Annotated in this window: 17 protein-coding genes and 1 pseudogene; 9 read left to right on the top strand and 9 right to left on the bottom strand. The window is 33.6% G+C overall.

The window, feature by feature from the left end:
• Positions 1 to 9: 9 nt before the first annotated feature.
• From SULBA_RS11590 to SULBA_RS11570, 5 genes are all read right to left on the bottom strand, one after another.
• A complete protein-coding gene (locus SULBA_RS11590; protein WP_014770481.1) occupies positions 10 to 930 on the bottom strand; it encodes a hypothetical protein in 921 nt (306 codons plus the stop codon).
• A 287-nt stretch (positions 931 to 1,217) separates the two neighbouring features.
• The gene (locus SULBA_RS11585) at positions 1,218 to 1,526 is read right to left on the bottom strand and encodes a DUF2958 domain-containing protein (RefSeq protein ID WP_014770480.1); all 309 of its coding nucleotides are present in this window, start codon (positions 1,524 to 1,526) and stop codon (positions 1,218 to 1,220) included.
• Position 1,527: 1 nt separating this feature from the next.
• Positions 1,528 to 2,181, bottom strand: coding sequence for a Rad52/Rad22 family DNA repair protein (locus SULBA_RS11580; RefSeq protein ID WP_014770479.1), 654 nt, complete (start codon positions 2,179 to 2,181; stop codon positions 1,528 to 1,530).
• 9 nt (positions 2,182 to 2,190) lie between these two features.
• On the bottom strand, positions 2,191 to 2,775 hold the full coding sequence (locus SULBA_RS11575) for a siphovirus Gp157 family protein (RefSeq protein WP_156790542.1): 585 nt from the start codon (positions 2,773 to 2,775) through the stop codon (positions 2,191 to 2,193).
• A gap of 10 nt (positions 2,776 to 2,785) precedes the next feature.
• The gene (locus tag SULBA_RS11570) at positions 2,786 to 3,604 is read right to left on the bottom strand and encodes a DUF932 domain-containing protein (RefSeq protein WP_014770477.1); all 819 of its coding nucleotides are present in this window, start codon (positions 3,602 to 3,604) and stop codon (positions 2,786 to 2,788) included.
• A gap of 496 nt (positions 3,605 to 4,100) precedes the next feature.
• On the opposite strand from SULBA_RS11570, the gene SULBA_RS11565 reads away from it, so the two are divergent.
• Positions 4,101 to 4,331: a MerR family transcriptional regulator gene (locus tag SULBA_RS11565; RefSeq protein ID WP_014770475.1), complete on the top strand. Its 231-nt coding sequence runs from the start codon at positions 4,101 to 4,103 to the stop codon at positions 4,329 to 4,331.
• A gap of 198 nt (positions 4,332 to 4,529) precedes the next feature.
• On the opposite strand, the pseudogene SULBA_RS13310 reads toward SULBA_RS11565, so the two are convergent.
• A pseudogene (locus tag SULBA_RS13310) lies at positions 4,530 to 4,746 on the bottom strand (IS256 family transposase); the annotation flags it as partial.
• Positions 4,747 to 4,914: 168 nt separating this feature from the next.
• The gene (locus SULBA_RS11560; protein WP_041671859.1) at positions 4,915 to 7,656 is read right to left on the bottom strand and encodes a hypothetical protein; all 2,742 of its coding nucleotides are present in this window, start codon (positions 7,654 to 7,656) and stop codon (positions 4,915 to 4,917) included.
• Between the two features lie 944 nt (positions 7,657 to 8,600).
• Here SULBA_RS11560 and SULBA_RS11550 point away from each other — a divergent pair.
• Entirely contained in the window at positions 8,601 to 9,755 is a 1,155-nt protein-coding gene (locus SULBA_RS11550) for a tyrosine-type recombinase/integrase (protein ID WP_014770473.1), read from the top strand.
• 23 nt (positions 9,756 to 9,778) lie between these two features.
• Here the strand turns inward: SULBA_RS11550 and SULBA_RS11545 are convergent, their stop codons facing one another.
• Positions 9,779 to 10,108, bottom strand: coding sequence for a hypothetical protein (locus tag SULBA_RS11545; RefSeq protein ID WP_014770472.1), 330 nt, complete (start codon positions 10,106 to 10,108; stop codon positions 9,779 to 9,781).
• A 14-nt stretch (positions 10,109 to 10,122) separates the two neighbouring features.
• A complete protein-coding gene (locus tag SULBA_RS11540; protein ID WP_014770471.1) occupies positions 10,123 to 10,602 on the bottom strand; it encodes a hypothetical protein in 480 nt (159 codons plus the stop codon).
• A gap of 155 nt (positions 10,603 to 10,757) precedes the next feature.
• Here SULBA_RS11540 and SULBA_RS11535 point away from each other — a divergent pair, with 155 nt between their 5' ends.
• From SULBA_RS11535 to mobF, 7 genes are all read left to right on the top strand, one after another.
• The gene (locus tag SULBA_RS11535; RefSeq protein ID WP_014770470.1) at positions 10,758 to 11,003 is read left to right on the top strand and encodes a hypothetical protein; all 246 of its coding nucleotides are present in this window, start codon (positions 10,758 to 10,760) and stop codon (positions 11,001 to 11,003) included.
• A gap of 131 nt (positions 11,004 to 11,134) precedes the next feature.
• The gene (locus SULBA_RS11530) at positions 11,135 to 11,575 is read left to right on the top strand and encodes a hypothetical protein (RefSeq protein ID WP_014770469.1); all 441 of its coding nucleotides are present in this window, start codon (positions 11,135 to 11,137) and stop codon (positions 11,573 to 11,575) included.
• 329 nt (positions 11,576 to 11,904) lie between these two features.
• Positions 11,905 to 12,507, top strand: a complete 603-nt coding sequence (locus tag SULBA_RS11525; protein ID WP_014770468.1) for a hypothetical protein — start codon at positions 11,905 to 11,907, stop codon at positions 12,505 to 12,507.
• A gap of 178 nt (positions 12,508 to 12,685) precedes the next feature.
• Complete coding sequence (locus SULBA_RS11520) at positions 12,686 to 13,459, top strand: P-loop NTPase family protein (protein WP_014770466.1); 774 nt, start codon at positions 12,686 to 12,688, stop codon at positions 13,457 to 13,459.
• 1 nt (position 13,460) lies between these two features.
• On the top strand, positions 13,461 to 13,817 hold the full coding sequence (locus tag SULBA_RS11515) for a hypothetical protein (RefSeq protein WP_014770465.1): 357 nt from the start codon (positions 13,461 to 13,463) through the stop codon (positions 13,815 to 13,817).
• A gap of 11 nt (positions 13,818 to 13,828) precedes the next feature.
• On the top strand, positions 13,829 to 14,158 hold the full coding sequence (locus tag SULBA_RS11510) for a hypothetical protein (RefSeq protein WP_014770464.1): 330 nt from the start codon (positions 13,829 to 13,831) through the stop codon (positions 14,156 to 14,158).
• A 167-nt stretch (positions 14,159 to 14,325) separates the two neighbouring features.
• Positions 14,326 to 18,282 carry a MobF family relaxase gene (gene mobF, locus SULBA_RS11505; protein ID WP_014770463.1) on the top strand — a complete coding sequence of 1,319 codons (3,957 nt, stop codon included), beginning with the start codon at positions 14,326 to 14,328 and terminating at the stop codon, positions 18,280 to 18,282.

Genomic DNA, 18,282 nt, shown 5'->3' with positions numbered 1-18,282 from the left:
ACACATGTCTTAAAAAGTATTTCTGACCGTATTATGGATATTTTGCATAGATAATTCATACATGAACCATACTTCAAAATCATCTATTTTTAAAAGTTGTTCCACAAAAGATTTGATCTTCGTTATATCAGGGTAGAGTCTGTAGGTATCAAAACCAAGTTTAGTTATTTCTCTTTTATAGAAAGATTGATATTTTTCATATGCTTCTATTACACGATTTTTTTCATAGCTGTTCTTAAAATACATTACATAGTATCTGTTAAGAGCTTTTTCAATTGGCTCTATGTCAAAGCCATACTTATGAAAGTATTTTGGTTGTAGCTTTAGCTCAAAACGTGTCATCTGTTGAACGAGGTTTTCTTTATGGCTTTTGTTATATACATAAGATCTCAGTACAGCCTTATCTACTCTTTTCAGTGGTATTTTTTCGATATATGTTGTGTCAAAATATGCTTGCGATTCACTAAGCGCATAATAGTCTGTTTTAGGCGACTTTTTAACGCATAGTGCCAAAATATTATCAAATTTACACTCTGCATCGATACATACATCAAGCTCTGTCAATTTAAAAGCTATGTTATTGTCATTAAAAAAAGCACATATTTTTAGTAAGCAATAATGAGAGATAGAATCTATTTTTTCATTGTATCTGCATAAACCTGCAAACTTAACACTAATATAATACTTTTGTATACAACCTACAATACTACGGCTTCGCTCGTTAGATGATCCTGTTGTGATCGTAGCAATAACCGTTTGATGGCTATAAATAAAATAATCTCTTTGAAAAACATCCTTTTTGTCTTGAATATAGAATGCACCTGTTGTTGCTAATGTTTGAATTAAAGTATTTACAGCTTCTTGTTGTTCTAATGCAGTATCAAAGTCTACTTGTACTTTGACAGTGTCAATGACGGTATGATAGTTCATCTTTATTTCCTTCAAATGTGAGTATAAAAGATAAATTAAATGTGCTCTATCATCTTCGTAGTAAAGTTATATTTGGTATAACATATAACCCTTATATTATATGCTTTGTTATTTACCCTATATTCTTGGTGTTTTTCAAAAGAAGTTATATTTCAAAAAACGCTATGTTAATGGCACGTTAATATATCTCTCAATTCATTGGTATGTTGAAAAAAAATATTTACGTGTAATTTGGATCGTAGCAAAGAACTAAGCCTTTGCTACGATAGAGATATAAGTTTGGACTCCTATTCGTACTTTTTGCGTATTTGAGATAGCGGTGTCGGTTGAAATAACACATCTCGTTCAACCGCCAAACCTAAAAACCCCTTGACAGTTCTCAATTCCTTTAAACTAAAATAGCCTAATTCATTCTCAAGTCCTTGCACATAACCATAGCATGTATCCATATCTTCCTTGAAAAGCTCAATAACATACCATGTCCAATTTGAATCAGGTGTAAAGAGCTTAATATGGCACAGAGGATCTTTTGTGTCTTCCGTTTGGTAGAGTGTTGGGATGCTATCACGTAGTGAGATTGGTATGAGATCATCCATCTTATGCCGCCTGTTGCTCTAAAGGTTTACACCAATGTTTCAAGCGTCCATCCCACTTGAATCCACATGCCTTGATGGTGTCTTTTTTCGCAAAAATATCATCACCCATGACAATGAGGTTTTGTCCTTGTTGCATTACGCTCAAGCCTAGATTGGAGAGTTTGGAATAATCTTGTGGGATAGCGTTCACTTTGTTAGAGGGTTGTGGTTGTTGAGAATTCTGATGTTGTCTGCTTTTATCGTAGAGTGAATTGCCAAACTGATTTCCAAAGCTTCTCATGGAGCGTTTAAGTGCATCCGTCACCGCTTCTTTAGCAGCACTTTCATGTGCATCGGAGAGTGTTTTGGCAATACCCGTACCAAAGCCAACATCCTCACGACTGATATGGTGTTCATGCTTGGCATCAGATACTTTTACCGAAACAACAGCCTTATAACAGATGACAATGTTTTGATTTTGGTTAGATTCTTGGGATACTTGCTCTAATGTAGAGATGTTATAGCTCCAATTGCCATAACCAAAAATCCTATTAGCCGTATCGATGACATCAAACCCCTCTAAATAGGCAAGCTCAATATCGCCTTTTGAGCGACTTTTGATTCGTGTGTTTTCAAGCTCTTGTGCGAGAGCTTGATTTTGTGGTTGATCAAACATGATTTCTCCTTATGCTGCTTCAACGATGTTGAGTAGTTCTTCTGCTTGAGTACCTAGTCCTATACGTTTTGCATTGACCTTTACTTTTGCAAGTGTCTTTGTGGTATTGGTTTCGCTTTTCACAAATGCTGCTAACTCTTCTTTACCTTCACCGCTCATCATTGCTTGCTCAATCGCTTCAACATCGGGTTGGTATTTAATATAACCCAAACGCATCACCGCTTCATGGTCTAAAATGGTGAAGGAAGTTTGTGTACTAGATGTTTCATTGCTAAGGGTTAGCGAACTAATGATATTTCCATCAATACGATCAACACCATTTTCTAAGAACACTGTAGCAATGATCTCTTTGGCGATTTCAAGCGAATCAGAGAGCCTCTTTTTGAGGTTTTGAAGCTCTTTAATATCGTTGGCGAGGGTATCAATCTTTGATTTGATCTCTTGAAGTGATAAGCCCACATAATCAGCTCTTTGATAGTAGGGCTTGGCGGTATCTTGAAGAATGGAATGGACGTAGTCTGAGAAGTACTGTGTGGATTTAGAGGTTGCTAAGCTTTCAATGTGTGTTTGTAGTTGATAATTGAGCAGTTTCATCATTCATCCCTTATGCTGCCATCATGAGAGAAGGTGTTTTCAAATCAGCCACCATTTGAACAATAGTGAAGAGTTCTTTATTCATTTTGAGATTGGCATCAATCGCGGTAATAGGTTTGGATGTAAATGTTTTACCTGTTACTTTGTTAGAGCCTTTGATTCCACCTCTAATGATTGCTTCTTGAACACGGTTAAAGACGTTCCACAGTGTAGGCGCTTCATCTTCATCTCTTTGTACTTGCAAGAACTCTTTAAAGTCAACGCTATGCACTTCTTTATCGAAACGAATATCCAGTGCTACTTTGGCAAACGAGTGTTGCTCTGCAACGGATAGCTCAATCGCTTTGAAAGTTTCAATCTCTTCTTGGATACTTGGCATATGTGAGGTTACTTCTTCAATGGCTGTGTGTACTTTCTCAAAGTTAAAGCCAGCGTGAATGATGGAGTGGTGTGAAAAGGTGTGTGATGGCACCACGAGCATATTGGCACACACAAGGCGGAAGATGGCTAAATCAACACTAAAGGAGGATGTGCGATTGTGCGAATTGGTCAGTACAATATCCGCATATTCTTCATTAGCACTGGGACGTAAAAGATGCTCTAGGCTTCTAAACTGAATGATGTGTTTTTGATAGCCTTTGTTTTCATGGTTTCTCACGCGACTTTCACCAGCCATGATGGGGTAATAGCCCGCTTGTCTGAATGTATCCAATACTGAATAGGTTGGTACAAAAGCATATTTATCAGAAACACCTTCAATCGGATTTTCTGAAAAGATGGAGGGTGCTTGTGCTCTTAATTGTTCATTGCTAAGTGGTCTTACACTCATAGTTATTTCCTTATTAGGTTTATGATTATGTTTGAAAGTCTTATAGACTAAAGCATTGTTTCTATTTGTTTGAATTAAGCGTCTCTTTTATCGCGGTTGCTATTGCAATCACTAATGTTAAAATGACGGATGGTTCCATCTTCTACACTCCTGATAGTGGTTTACAATATGAATGACGAGGGGTAAAAGCAGTATTAGCATCTGGCAGTTACACTTCTTTGGTTTTTGAAATGACTTCGTTTTCATAACACATCTCCCATTTTCCGTTTTCCAACCAAAACTAAGCTCATTAGTTTGGTATGGAATGTGACATTTTCATCCTCTGTTCGCATAGGTCTCCTTTTTGTATGATGTAGTGTGGACGTCAAAAGAATAGGCTCTATTCTTCTTTCTATGGTGATGATATGTGGTTGGAAAAAAGTGGAAATCAAGATGTGAATAAAATTTTTGAAGAACCTCATTGTTTGATAAAAATTGAACAGTTGAGGAGCCTACAGTGAAAACTAACTACGATGAGTTAATCCAAAAAGGCGTAATTTTTAATTTGAAAGAAATTGAGGAGATGAATATAATCAAAATAGATATGGCAAAGAAGCTTATATCGAAGAATGAAATTGAAGTTGTCAAAATAGGGAACAAGCTTCATATCTCTAGGTCTGAGCTTATACGCTATCTTGAGGCTAATACTATTGTGGCATATAATCTAGATTTTCGCCCCTGCATTTAAGCACTTATTATATCTTTGTAAAAAGACTTTGTTGTATAAGGAGTATTTATAAATTTGATTTGGAGAGTAAGCCTTATGTTTATACTAATTTTAACCCAGACTGCTAGCTAGCAGTCTGGGTTAATTTAAATTTTATAAAGCCTGATCTGTCAACACAAAATGATACACAGAAACAAATATGGATAGCAAACTTCATATTGGAACATCTAGTTCAAATGCTCCATGATCACTCTTCATAATCTTTGAACTGTAACCGTTCTTTCTGTTTCTTGTGAGGTCTCGAAAAAGGTGAGAGTCTATCTCGCTTCAGTGAGTTGGTTAATAAGTGGAGCCAGAGCTTCATCTTTTCCACCAAGTGCTTTGCCTTTCCTATCAATTGTAATATTATTGCCTCTGTGTCTATCTGTATTTCTATCGCTCAATCTTTTTGTATACCAGATTGACACAGTTTTCTAACGCTTCCCCTAGGAATATTATCCATCTAATATTGCTGAGAATTGCCCAGAGAATCCAAAGAGAAAGGCTTGAGAGCACACTGAGAAAGGCTGAGAGTAGCTCTCAAAGCTTAATAATGTACTTAATATTAGACTTTTTTAGCTTTACTTTCTTTATACTCTTCATGGATTTTAATAGCATTATCTATATTATCATGCTTGTATTTTTTAATATTATCTTGGCTGGAAATTATGATTGCTCCATAAGGAATTGTTATATCTTTTGCTAAGGTGTAGCCATTGATTTTATAAAGCTCTTTGTAATTTGTGTCTTTTGAAGTTTTATGTGCTGGAAATAAAACCTTTTCTTTTTGTTCTGCTGTTAAAATTTTTAGAGTCTTTACTTCTTGGGCGAACATCTCATCTTTTTCTTTTAACTTATCCGTTAGCTGTTTTTTGTTTTCAAACTTTTGTTCATGTGTGGCATTATAGTAATGAAGCAAATCTTGACCTATAAAGTATCCATCTTCATAATTAAAAGCATTTTTTAGTCGCTCATAGATTGCACCACCTTCAGCCTCTTTTACCTTTTCAAAATACTCTATATTTTTATCTTTAATCGCTTGAATAAAATCATCAATCTCTTTTTCAATATCCTCTTTGTTTATATTAGATGTTTTATTGCCACTTATCTCTTGTCTATGTTTTGTATCCATAGCATATTTGGTAAATTTGTAGTTTCTGTTAAAAGATTGTAAAACATTAGTAAAATTCTCTAAATCTTTTTCTATTTTATCTTCAAGTATCAATTCATCAGGTACGCCTAGCTTTTCAATAATAGTATCCATATCATTAACTCTAATGATTGTACATTTTGACAATGCTCTTTTAATGTAAGGGGAAGGGTTTTTAGCTGTAATTATCATCTGTCCATGTATGATAGATTCCTCTTGCTCATTCTCTTTATTTAGCCTAGTGATTGATTTTTTCACTAAAAGATCTTTTACAAGTCTATACAAGGTTTCATCATCAAATTTTGTTGCAGCATCAGTGATATCGCCTATGTGAAAAAAGAGTTTATCTTTTGCAATATCAAAATATGAGGCAGTATTGCACTCTTTATCATTAATAGTAATACAGTATTGTAGTCCGAAAATCTCTTTTATAATTTTATCCCACAAAATATTTTGTGTCACTTCTTGGTCGCCAATTAGCACTAATGCAGTACCACTTTTTTGTAAGTTATGGAAAAAATAAGCTAACCAATTCATCACATAGTAGTATGAATGTATATCCTCATTTACAAGATAAAAAATAAGATCTTCTATGAAAGATGAGCGTCTGCAATTTGATGTATCTTTCATAGTTTCAAGCAAATAGCTATCCTCATTAAGAGTAAATAGATTATCAAAACTAGTTGCATTATTGCTAGTAAGATTAGTGTTATTAAAGCGTTTTAAGAGATATTTTGTAGGTACAAATCGGTTTCTTGTATAAAATAAATGGTTGTAATCTTGAGAGAATTCCATAGGGGATTGAACATCAAATTTATCATCATCTATGGTTGGTATTGCATTTTCAAAAAGTAGTATTTTTATTACATTGGATGCTCTCTCACTTTGTTTTAACTTTTGATTTTGTATACCATTAAGTTTATGTACCAATACAATTTCGATTGCGTGATTAGCAAAAAATACACTATTGAATCTATTTAAAAAATTAGTTATTCTATCTTTTAAGGCTCTAGATAATAATTCACTTATTCCTTCTTTATTTTCATGAATAATATTACCACCAATTTTTGAACGAAAACAATATTTGTCAATTCTGGTATCAAACCATAAACTTGCGCCATTTTCATTTAGAATATTTAGCACTAAGCTCTGCCAATAAAAAATTTCTGACCACTCTTGATTATTTTTCATTTCGTTATAGTTTTGTATAAAAAGATTTACCTGCTCATTTGCAAGAAAGTTATAGACTCGTCTATTATATTTTTGGTTGGCTGTTTCTATAAGTTTTGTTAAAGTATCCATATTCTTATCGTTGGCAACCTCTAATTCTTGGTTACTCAATATTGTTGGCATATTATGATCCTTTAATATAAGCCAATCAGGCTCACTTGCTTTTCTTATTTCTAGTTCATTTTTGTAAGATTGTCGGTCAAATTCTTGTTGCTGTTCAGAGATTTGTGGTAGTATTTTTATAAATTTATTTAAATTAGATAATATCTCATAGCTTTCTGAAAGCTTTTTTGGGGTGTTCATGGTGAAAGATATATTATATTTTTCAAAAAAAGCTTCTTGTAGGATTACTCTTATCATCATTAGCACATAAAAACGAGGATACCTACTACTATTTTCAGGAATCTTTATATCCTTATTGAATAAATTATTAATTATGTTGATTATGTAATTTTCATATATTTGCTTAAACAATGTAATTTCAGAATCTTCAAGATAAATCCCAAAAATTGTATTGTTTTGTATTGTACAAAGTGCATCATAGAGATGGTATTTAAAATGTACTTTAGCACTATTTGAAGAGTTGATAAAATCAATTGAAAAATCAATTATGTTTTTTGAAAATGATGTTGCACTGACAATATTGAAGAGATTATTAAATTTGAATATTGTATTTTTTGTTGGATTTTGTAATATATCTATTTGATTTTTTTCAAACTTGTGTGCGTTATTAGTAGGTATGCCATTTTTAATGTTAATTAGTTTATTAAATAGATTGTATATTAGATATTTTAGGTATTGATGTATTGAATCATTTATTAGCAAATGACTGCATGATTCTTCTTGCTCATTGAGAGGATTAAATTCTATGTTAATCGGATTTTTATAATTATCATATATAAAATATGGACTATCTGCGCAAACCATTTGCTTGTTGTCATATTTTACATGACGGTTATCTTTTAAATATTTATTATAAAGATACGATGAAATACAGCTTAATTCTAGTGTCTTTATAATGTATTCGTAAAATGATAATATTCCAGTGATATTAGACAAGTACATTAATTTTTCAATTCCGCGGTTTAAATCGCTCTATAATTTCATTTTTTGTAAAAAGTATTCAGATGAATCTGAAAAATTATACTATTATTTTTTGTTATTTAGTAAATGACTATAAACGAATATATAAAAGTGTAATTTGAGAAAATTTAAAAGAAGAAAGTACCGATTCCAAGAGGATGTAAAGTCCTATATTGTGCGTAGTGCGGATAAAGAGACTTAAATTTTCGAATAGCCGTTAATATCCTAAAATAGGCATATAGTTCATTTTACTACCTAAAAGGCACCAATTAGGCACTAAAACTTCCACTTGTTGTGCCTCACAAGTTCATTTTAGAACCTCAAAATATAGTCAAAGAAGCACACATAAATTTTCTAGCAGTATTTTAGTATCATGTAAGCAGTGAAGAAAACTTCTGAAAATAGATGTTAATGAAATCATGCATTGAATTGGTGATAAATTTTTTAATGTGTACCCTAATGTGTACTTTTGAGATTTTGAAAGTAAAAATGTTTTTTGATTTTTGTTTGAAAGTCCCTAAAATAGGGATGGTGCGGATAAAGAGACTCGAACTCCCATGCCTCTCGGCACCAGATCCTAAGTCTTTTTTTCTCATCTTTTCATTAATCCTTAATCTTTTTCAAATGCTCACAAAATACCACAATATAGGCTTTTTATAACTATTCATATTTTTCAATATTAGTCATTATAAAGTATATATTTTTAAATATTGTAGTAAAAACTGTAGTAAAAATTATCTATTTTGCTATAATAAAAAATCAACATTGAAAAGTTCAAAGGATAGCGATTGGCACTAGAACCAGTTGGCGGCAAATATGAGGGAGTATGGAAAAATATACTCAAAAATGGAGATATATCCTTCTATATAAACTACAGAGATGAGCACAATAAGCCGAAAAAAGTTCTAGTTGGCAAAAAGACCGCTTCAAGTGATTTTACTGCTAGAGATGCGTATTCTAAACTCATTGAAATTAAATACAAAATCCAGCATGACGAAGAGCCAACCATAAAAGGTTCTCGGGTCAATAAAATTAAACTAGATGATTTATGGAAAGTTTTCTATGAGCATGCAAAAGTTAGTAAAAAATCTCACCAGATGGATAAGTGGAATTATGACAAGCACATTGCCCCTATTTTTGGCAATAAAGCCGTTAAAAGTTTAAAATCATTAGACCTAGAAAACTTCAAACAAGACTTAATCCGTACAGGGCTAGCAGCGCAAACCGTCAAACATCAAATAACGCTCATTAGAACCATCTTTAATTATGCAATAAAGCATGAGATAATAACTAATTTTGTAAACCCTATCTCTAACGGAAAAGTGAAAATGCCAGATGTGGATAATCATAGATTGTCATTTTTAACCAAAGAACAGGCAAAAGAGCTTTTGGAAATATTGCAATCTATTGATACAACAACGTATCATTTAACAGTATTGCTTTTATTTACAGGTGCAAGATTTAGTGAAATCACAGGGGCGAGTTCAAAAAAAAATAAAAGTAGTGATGAGACTGGTATTAGATGGAACGATGTGAATTTTGAGACAAACACAATTTATTTTAAAAAAACCAAAAATGGCAATGCCAGACATATATATATGAATGATTTATTGTTAAAAACGATCAACCATCTCAAAGAAAATAAAAAATCTGACTTGGTCATTAGCACAAGTACAGGTGGAAATATTTTGAGAGTATCAGACCACTTCATGACTGCACTAGAAGCAGTCATCCCTAAAAACAAAGACGCAAAAACGCAACATAAAATCACCGCTCATAGCTTAAGGCACACGCACGCTAGCTGGCTTGCGATGAGTGGACTTGACATTTTACAGATAAAAGAGCAACTAGGGCATAAAACGCTTGAAATGACATTGCGGTATAGTCACCTCGTGCCAAATAGAAGGCATGAGGCTACAAAAGGATTAAGTTTGAAACTTTGACATATAAGCTTCTTGACTCAGACTTACTTAAGTGTTTGGATTTTGGGAAGGGCTTGGGAAAGATCCTCAATCGTCCCATGTTCTGTTTCATTGTACATTCTACTATATTCTAAAATGATAACTTCTTTTAGTAAATTTTTTAAATTCTCAATAACTTCGTTCTCATTTTGATTCATGATTAATTTATTAAAATTCTCAAGTATTTCTGAATAACGATTTTTTATCTCATCCTCTTCTTCTTTCTCTACCGCCTTTTTATATTTTTCTAACATTTCATTTAAAGCCGAAGCTTCTATCTTTTCATTTTTATTGAGATAGTCTAATAATATTTCTAATATTTCTAATAATAACATTTAAATCTCCTTTTTTATCTCGTTATCATTTTTTCAAGTTTTTCAATTCTTAACTTCAATTCTTTTATATCATCTTTAGTGTCATTGCCACTTTTGCCTATGACAAGAATTGCCTTTTCCATTATTTCTAAATTTTCTCCTAGCTCTCTTTTACTCATATTTTCTACTGTATCCGCAGAAAATATTTTTTCTTCTTTTCTTCTTGTATTACTTAGGCTGCTAAGATTAGAATGAATTGCGTTATTCATCATACTATTAGTAAAAACAATCCCACCTTCAATATTATTAAATTGTAAATACTCTAATCCCTGATTTTCTTGCTCTTGCTGTTCTTTAAAAATAGATATAAATAACTGTAGTGCCTCTGAGTCAAATTGTAAAAGTTTATCTATTAGTGATGAATTTGTGAGTCTTCTACTCTTTCTGTAGCGTTCAATATTCTGTTTTGCTTCTTTAGAGATCATAAAGTTGACTTTGAGCGATTCTGATGTCATTTTTATTCCTTATGTTGTTGTTTTATCATTATAACATTAAAAGAAGAAAAAAAGAGTAAAAAATAAATATTTTAAGTTGGAGTAAAGAAAATAAAGATTAGAATTACAAAAGAAGAAAAAAAGAAGATATAAAGAGTAAAATAAAAGGAAAAGAAATGAATGAAAAAATAAAAATGATTTTTGAAAAATATCAAAAAATGAACCTTGATATTAATGAGATGAGTCAGGTGATTGGCATTAGTGTTTCAAAGGCAAATAAATTATTTTGTGATCTTGGTGAAGCCCAAATTTTGAAGAGAAAGTTATTGCCAAGATGGCGCAAAATTGGGAAAACAAGATTATGGAGCATACAAGAAATTATCGAATGGAATGATGGAACGGAAATCACCAAAATAGCATAGTCGCCCTAGTTCTCTCCACGACCAAATTTTGAGAACTAAGGCTTAATCGACAACACTTAATAAAGCATTGTAGTCTACTATTATAACTCACACATGCTTATTACGTGCCAAAAAATTAAGGTACAAAAACAGTGAGCGACAATAAAACTAAAAAGAGAGAACGCGATTTTGCGCAAATCTCTAATAATTTTTTACGCGACCCCAATATCTCATTTAAAGCCAAAGGGCTATTTTCATACATGTTTAGTATGGAAGATGGCTGGAATTTCACCATTAAAAGCATTGCAAATCAACAAAAAGACGGCCAAGCAGCCATCATAGCCGCCATGCACGAATTAAAATCACATGGCTATATAACCTATACCAAAAGTAGCGATGGTACTGGTACATACTATTTGGACGATTGCCCAAGTTTTGAGCCAAATGTTGAAAACCCACATTTGGGTTTCCCCAAGTTGGGAAAATCGACACGTATTAAGAATACTAAATTAGATGATAAGAAAGAGGGGTTTCAAAAAGAAAAAAATATACCTCAATTCTTCACTACAGTCAGACCCGTCAACTCAGCATAATTTTTTTCTTTTAAAAACTCAAAAAATAACTTAGGGGAGAAAAATTCCCTTACCCACCCCACAATCTTCATTTAAGCCCCTTCTAAGAGGCTTAAATGAGGGTTTAAATTTACTTTACGCTACTGGTGTAAAGCCTCATGTTTTTTACATTACTAGTGCGACACCTCCGTAATAATTAAACCGTTAATCAAGTGGCGGGTATCCTGGGTGGGTGGCTGGATTGAGTCCAGCTTGAACGCATTGTCAATTTTTACCTTAATATCTAATTGAGAACAAATTGATACTTGCCTTGTTTTCAATTAGATATTTTGCCAAAAGGAGTTTTAAAAATGAAAGAAGAGTTCGAAGAATGTGAAGAACCGTATGATCAAGATGAGTACGAGGATGAGGAGGACGAGGGAGCATTTGAGCAGCCAAAATCTTTTCAAAGCGTTTCTCAAAGAAACACCAACACACCAGAACCACAAGTGCCAAAAACACCTATTGCAAAACATGAACTATCGCATAGTCTAAAGCCTAAATCAATAGACCTTAAAACGATTGAAGCCTCAAACAAAGCCGCGCAAAAAATGCTCAAGCACCTTGAGTTAGTTGATTATCACATGGCTAGTTTTTTAAAATTTGAACAAAAAGTTTCAAGCTTTAAAATTAAAAACACCATTTTTTTAGGCATTGCCGCCTTATTAGTCGGTGGCTATATTGGAAGTTTTGCGCAAAGTGAGCTCAATCAATATTATTTAAATAGCGAATTAAAAAATAAAGCTGGCGAAGCTCTTGAGTTACAAGGGCTTCTAAAAAAATACAATATCCAAGTGGCGGAGAGCGACACAGTTTTTCAACTTTACACACTCAAAAACCAATACACAACAGGCATCAACAGCACAGACGGAAAATTTTCCATCTTGCAAATCCAAAAATCAAAAGGAAAATAATATGAATGTCTTAGCTTACAACTTCAAAGGTTGCGCGAGTAAGAGCACGACAAGCAGCATAGTAGCATCTTATTTAAGTTGCAATGTCAAAGGTGGCTCAGCCAAAACAACTAATGCGTCTTTAATAGCATCATTTCAGCCGAAGATGGCAAAAAGAATCACAAAAGGAGGAAAATAAATGAAAAAGAATGTCTTAGTTTACAACTTCAAAGGTGGCGCGAGTAAGAGCACAATTAGTAGCGCGGTAGCATCTTATCTACAGGATGCAACATTAATAGAGATCGATTACATTAACCAGAGCGACTCAAGGCTGGACGCTCAAGGATTTTATGAAAGTTTACAGATGGATTTCATTGATGAAACCAGCGAGTCATTTTTTGAATTTGAAAATCTGCTCTTAAGCCCAGGCATAAGAATAATAGATGTTGGCGCTGTAATGTTAGACAGATTTCATTCAGCCATGAAAAAGAGTAATTTATACGATACCTTGGACTTGATTATCATCCCAGCTATGGACGGTTCGGAGGATTTTAATGTTGCCATAAAATTTTTAGAAAACATTAAAAATGAAGTCGATCCTCAAAAAATAATGTTTAGCTTTAATCGATTCAACAATTTTGAATACGCCGAACCTAAAGAGCAATTTGAGACTTTTTTTAACAATCTAAAAAAACTAAAAAAAGAGTATGGAATCGACTTAAACGATGAAGCTAATTGGTTTGTTGTAAAAGACTCCAAAGCCATCAAAAAATCACGCAGTATGGGTGTTACCCTTAGATCCCTAATCGATAGTGACGTAGATGCTATCACGAGAGCGCAGAGAGCTGAGCCCGATGATGCTATCAGGCTTGAATTAACTAAACAAAGAGGTTTAGTCCTAAACGCCCAAAATCTATATCGAGAGTTTATTGAACCAATGATGGCCAAAATTGCAAATAAGCTAGGGGCTTAAAATGGCGGGTGAAGTAAAAATATTAAGCGATGAGCAGTTTAATATTTTAATGAGTGATATAGCACAACTCATTGGGCAAGTGCAAAAAATTGAGCAGAGTTTCAATCCCAAAAAACTAAAACAAGAGATACTTAATGAATTTAAGATTGCTTTAAGTAAAAATTCTCTTTTTGAAAGTCTAAAAAAAGAAGGGCTGGAGCTAGAGCTTAACCTTATCGCCCTTCGAAATGTGAGAGAGGAATTTTACGAATGTAAGCGTAAGAGTGAGCGAGGGATTATCATTACTGGGCTTGGTGGTCTATTTGTAGGTGGCTTGTTTGTCACCTTAACCTTTTGGCTAACAGGGCTATTTGGATAGGAGCGTCAAAAATGGATTTAGCACAATTCAAAAAAAAACATAAAGTAAAAAAAATCTCAGAATTACATAAATTTAATTCTGAGATTTCACAGCTTATTGAAGAAGGTTTTTCTCAAAAATCGATATGCGAATTTTTGAGATTAAATGGAGTTGAGGCTAAACAATCAAATTTGTCTCAATATATTAAAAGACAACAACAGCCAAAAAAAGTGAAAGAAGATTTAGAGATAGAAAAAAAACCTACTCCACAAAAAACCACTACACCTTCAAATCTATTCAAAAAAAGTGAAGTCAAAAGCTTTGAAATCATAGAACCAGACTACAGCCAATTTGAACGTTAATATTAACGCTTATTACGCATTATCATAGGTTATTAATACCTTTTAATGGTTATTACTCAAATATTAATGAGTTATTAATCAATTATTACTCGCTAGAGAGAGGCACCAAACCCACCTATGAGGTGGAACGCTGCTTTTAAAGAAAAAATCTCAAAAAAGGAGAAAAATTGTTAGCACAGCCCAAAATTACAACCGCTTCTAATGCAAGGAATTATTTTGAAAAAGACACTTATTATCTTAATAATGAGTTTGAACAAGGTTCATTTTATGGTGGACTTAAAGATGAACTCGGATTAAAAGATTTTAATTTAAAAGACTTCGATTCTCTTTTGGCTGGACGACATCCTGTAAGCGGAGAGCAACTCATAAAGCTCACTAAAAAAGATTTTGATAAAGATGGAGATAGACTCCGAGCAGCTTGTGATTTAACTTTTGCAGCAGATAAATCAATTTCAATTTTATATGAAGTTTCAAGCGATGACGTAAAAGCTCAAATAAGAGAAGCTTTTACAGAGTCTATTTCAGTGGCCTTAGATTTTGCAGAGGCTAATTATTCAAACTCCAAGAGTCGAGATAATGTACAAGGTCAAAAAGCACAACCTAAAATGATTTTTACGAGATTCGACCATAGTGAAAGCCGAAATAACGATATGCATTTACATCAACATTGTTTAGCCATTAACATGATTCAAGACGAAAATGGTAAATGGAAAAGCGTTGAGTTTAATCAAATAATGATGAATCATCAACTTATAGGTCAAATCCAGCGTAATTCATTTGCACAAAAACTTCAAAAATTAGGTTTTGAAGTAGAGATAACAGATGCAAAAGTGGGCACATTTTCCCTAAAAAATGTCAATAAATATCTAAGAGATAAGTTCTCAACTCGTAAAGATGATATTAAAAATGAGATGGCAGAGTCAGGGCAAACAAGTTATAAAGCAACCCATACCGCCCAAAAACAAACAGCTAAATGGAAAGATAAAAACAAAGATAGAGAGGCAATTCAAGAGCACAACATAGAAAGGCTGAAAGAAGCTGGAGCGGATATTGCCTCAATAAAATATAAAAAAGCAGATTTAGAGGTACGACATATAACAGCCAAAGAATGCGTTCAAATCGCCATCACGGACATTACAGATAGGAAATCTGTATTTAGTCGTGAAGACATTTTAAAACATGCGCTCAAAGTCAGCTTAACCACTGATGTATCTATCGAAGCCATCCAAAACGAGTTTAAAAATTATAAAGATTTGATAGAAATCAATCAAGAAGAAAATCAATACACGACCAAAGAAGTGCTTGAAAAAGAGACATATATTTTTAGTAAAAAAGAGAGCATTAATTTTTCTATCACTTCAGATAAAACCCAAGTAGATAAGGCAATTAAAGAGTTTGAAAAAGAAAAAGGTTTTGAGCTGAAAGAGGGACAAACTCAATTAGCTCACACTATTCTTACATGCGATAAGCAATTTATTCTTGCTCAAGGTGTTGCAGGTGCTGGTAAATCTACATCTCTCGAAATTGTTAAAAATGTAGCAGAGGCTCAAGACATAAAAGTCATTGCACTAGCTCCAACAGGAACAGCTACTGACAACTTAGCCAAAGAGGCAGGGATAAAGGAGTCTTACACCGTTGCTAAGTTTATTCAAGAAAATGGAAATGGAGTCAAAGACGCTATCGTAATCATAGATGAGGCTGGTATGTTAGGGCTCAGAGACACTGAGGCGCTGATTAAAATAGCAGAGGAAAATAATTTAAAATTGGTCTTTTCAGGAGATCAAAATCAAAAGAAAAGTATCTCTCAAGGTGATATATTTGCAGGAATGCAAAGGCAGGGATTTGAGACAGTATATTTAGATGAAGGCAATCGACAAAAAAATCATTTGATGAAAAATGCAGTTAAAAATATTTTAGACAAAGATATATCTGCTGCATTAAATATTTTAAAAGACACCACTAGAGAGATAAAAAAACCTAAAGAGAGGCTAAAAGCCGCAGAAGTTGAATATCTCAAAGATAGACACAATTCACTCCTAATCACTACGACCAACTCAGACCGTAGAGCTTTAAATAGCTCTATACGCTCTCATTTAATCGGGAACGGAAAGATAACCGAATCTAAAAATTTTGCTACTCGTGAAGTTCCAAGTATGTCAGCGCTGGAAAAGAGAAGCGCAATCTATTACCAAGTAAATGAGAAAGTATATTTATCTAAAAATATAGGTTCAATCAGTGCAGGCAGAGAAGCGATAATCAAGAAAATCAATATCGATAAAAACACTTTAGAAATAGAGCATTTTTTTAAAGATAAAACATTTACTGAGACAGTATATTTATCCACACACGGCAATAGCTTAAATTTGTTCAAAGAGACGTTTACAGATTTTGGGGTGGGCGAGCAAGTCATCATGAAAAAAAACGACTCTAAACTGGGGTTAAAAAATGGACAAATTGGAACAATAACAGCAATTGTAAACAATGAAATAACCGTGCAGTTTGAAAAAGCAGTGAAAACTTTTAGTCTTAAAGACTACAAATACATCCAACACGCTTACGCCATCACGGACTTTGCCTCTCAAGGTAAAACCACAGATAAAGTCATAGCCGTCGCAAATTCACAATCCGCAAGTTTTAATGATTTTTACACGCAAATAACACGAGCAAAATTTGAAGCTCACATTATCACCGACAATTTAAAAGAGTTGCAGCTACGAGCTGCCAGAGATAGCCAAAAGCTAAATGCAACTGATTTAATCAGCGCACAAGAAAAAAAGGAAACAACAATGCAACAGCCAACGCAACCAAAACAACTTAAGTTAACTCAAGAAGAGTTCAGCCAACTATCTAAACGCACAAAAGACGAATTAAAGTTAACTGACCCAGCAGCGGTTCTGAATGCTCTAGGCATTCCATACAAAGAGAAAAACGGTAGATATGAGTTTAAAGTTCGAAGCGATGATAAAACAGCGAGTGCCAACATGTATATTGATAAATTAGGAGAATGGAAATACAACGATTTTGGCGGCAATAACGGCACTATTGAAAATCTCATTATGGAAACAACCAAAGTTTCCTACAAGGAGGCTTTAGATTACGCAATAGTTCATTTGGGGATAACAAACCACGTAAAAGAGAGATTGGATGAGCTAAATGGAACAAGAACAGCGATACGCACAGCCTCAGATTTAAGCTTTAAGATGCAAGAAAATCTTAAAAGAGCGGAAATACACATTAATTCCAAAGTGACAAGTGTAAAAGAACTTAAAGACTATGCTCCAGCGGTTGAATATCTAGCATCAAGAGGCATTCACAAAATACCGCCACAACTTAAAATGATCACGGGGGAATATATGGCAAAGGACGGCACCATCAAAAAAGCCTTTGGTGTTGGGATTGAGTCAATCGGTGGCGGAGGTGATATTCACTTTCTTAAGCCTTTGGGCAGTTTAAAATCGATGAATCTAGGCGAGAAAAATATCTCCCTTTTTAAAAGTCAGACCCCAACTCAATCAGTTTGTGTTTTTGAGAGCAAAATGTGTTATGCAGCGGCATATAATCAACGTGATTTTACCCACACTGATGTCATTATCGCCAACAGCACGTCCAACGCTCACAAGGTAGCTGAAGCCATAAAAGACAAATATACACAGGTAGCCTTTTATAATCAAAATGATAAACCAGGTATTGATTTCGTCAAAAAAGTTTCAAGCGAAGCTCAACAAACAGACTTTACATACATCAAATATCAAAAAAATGAACAAGGTAAAGACATCAATGACCTACACAAAGATGGGGTTCAGCTCGAAGAGCGGGAAGAAAAAAGCTTTATGCTTAAAGTCAAAGAAACATATAAAGGAATTGATTCAATCATCTCTTCACTTGAAAATTTTAAAGAGTTTTATGATTTTTTAACCCACATGCAAAAAGGAGATGTTATTGAAATTTTTAATTCTCTTGAATATATCGCAACTGAACGCCCAGACCTTGCAAGAGCTTCATGTGAGATAATAGTGGATTTTAGCAAAGATATAACCGATCGAGAATATACACTAGAAGAAGTCGCTAAAAATCTAGCACAAGAAATTTACGAAGAAGTGCAAGAACGCCCAAGGGAGAGATAA

The sequence above is a fragment of the Sulfurospirillum barnesii SES-3 genome (assembly GCF_000265295.1).
GTDB lineage: Bacteria > Campylobacterota > Campylobacteria > Campylobacterales > Sulfurospirillaceae > Sulfurospirillum > Sulfurospirillum barnesii.
This window is presented reverse-complemented; position numbering and strand designations above follow the sequence as displayed.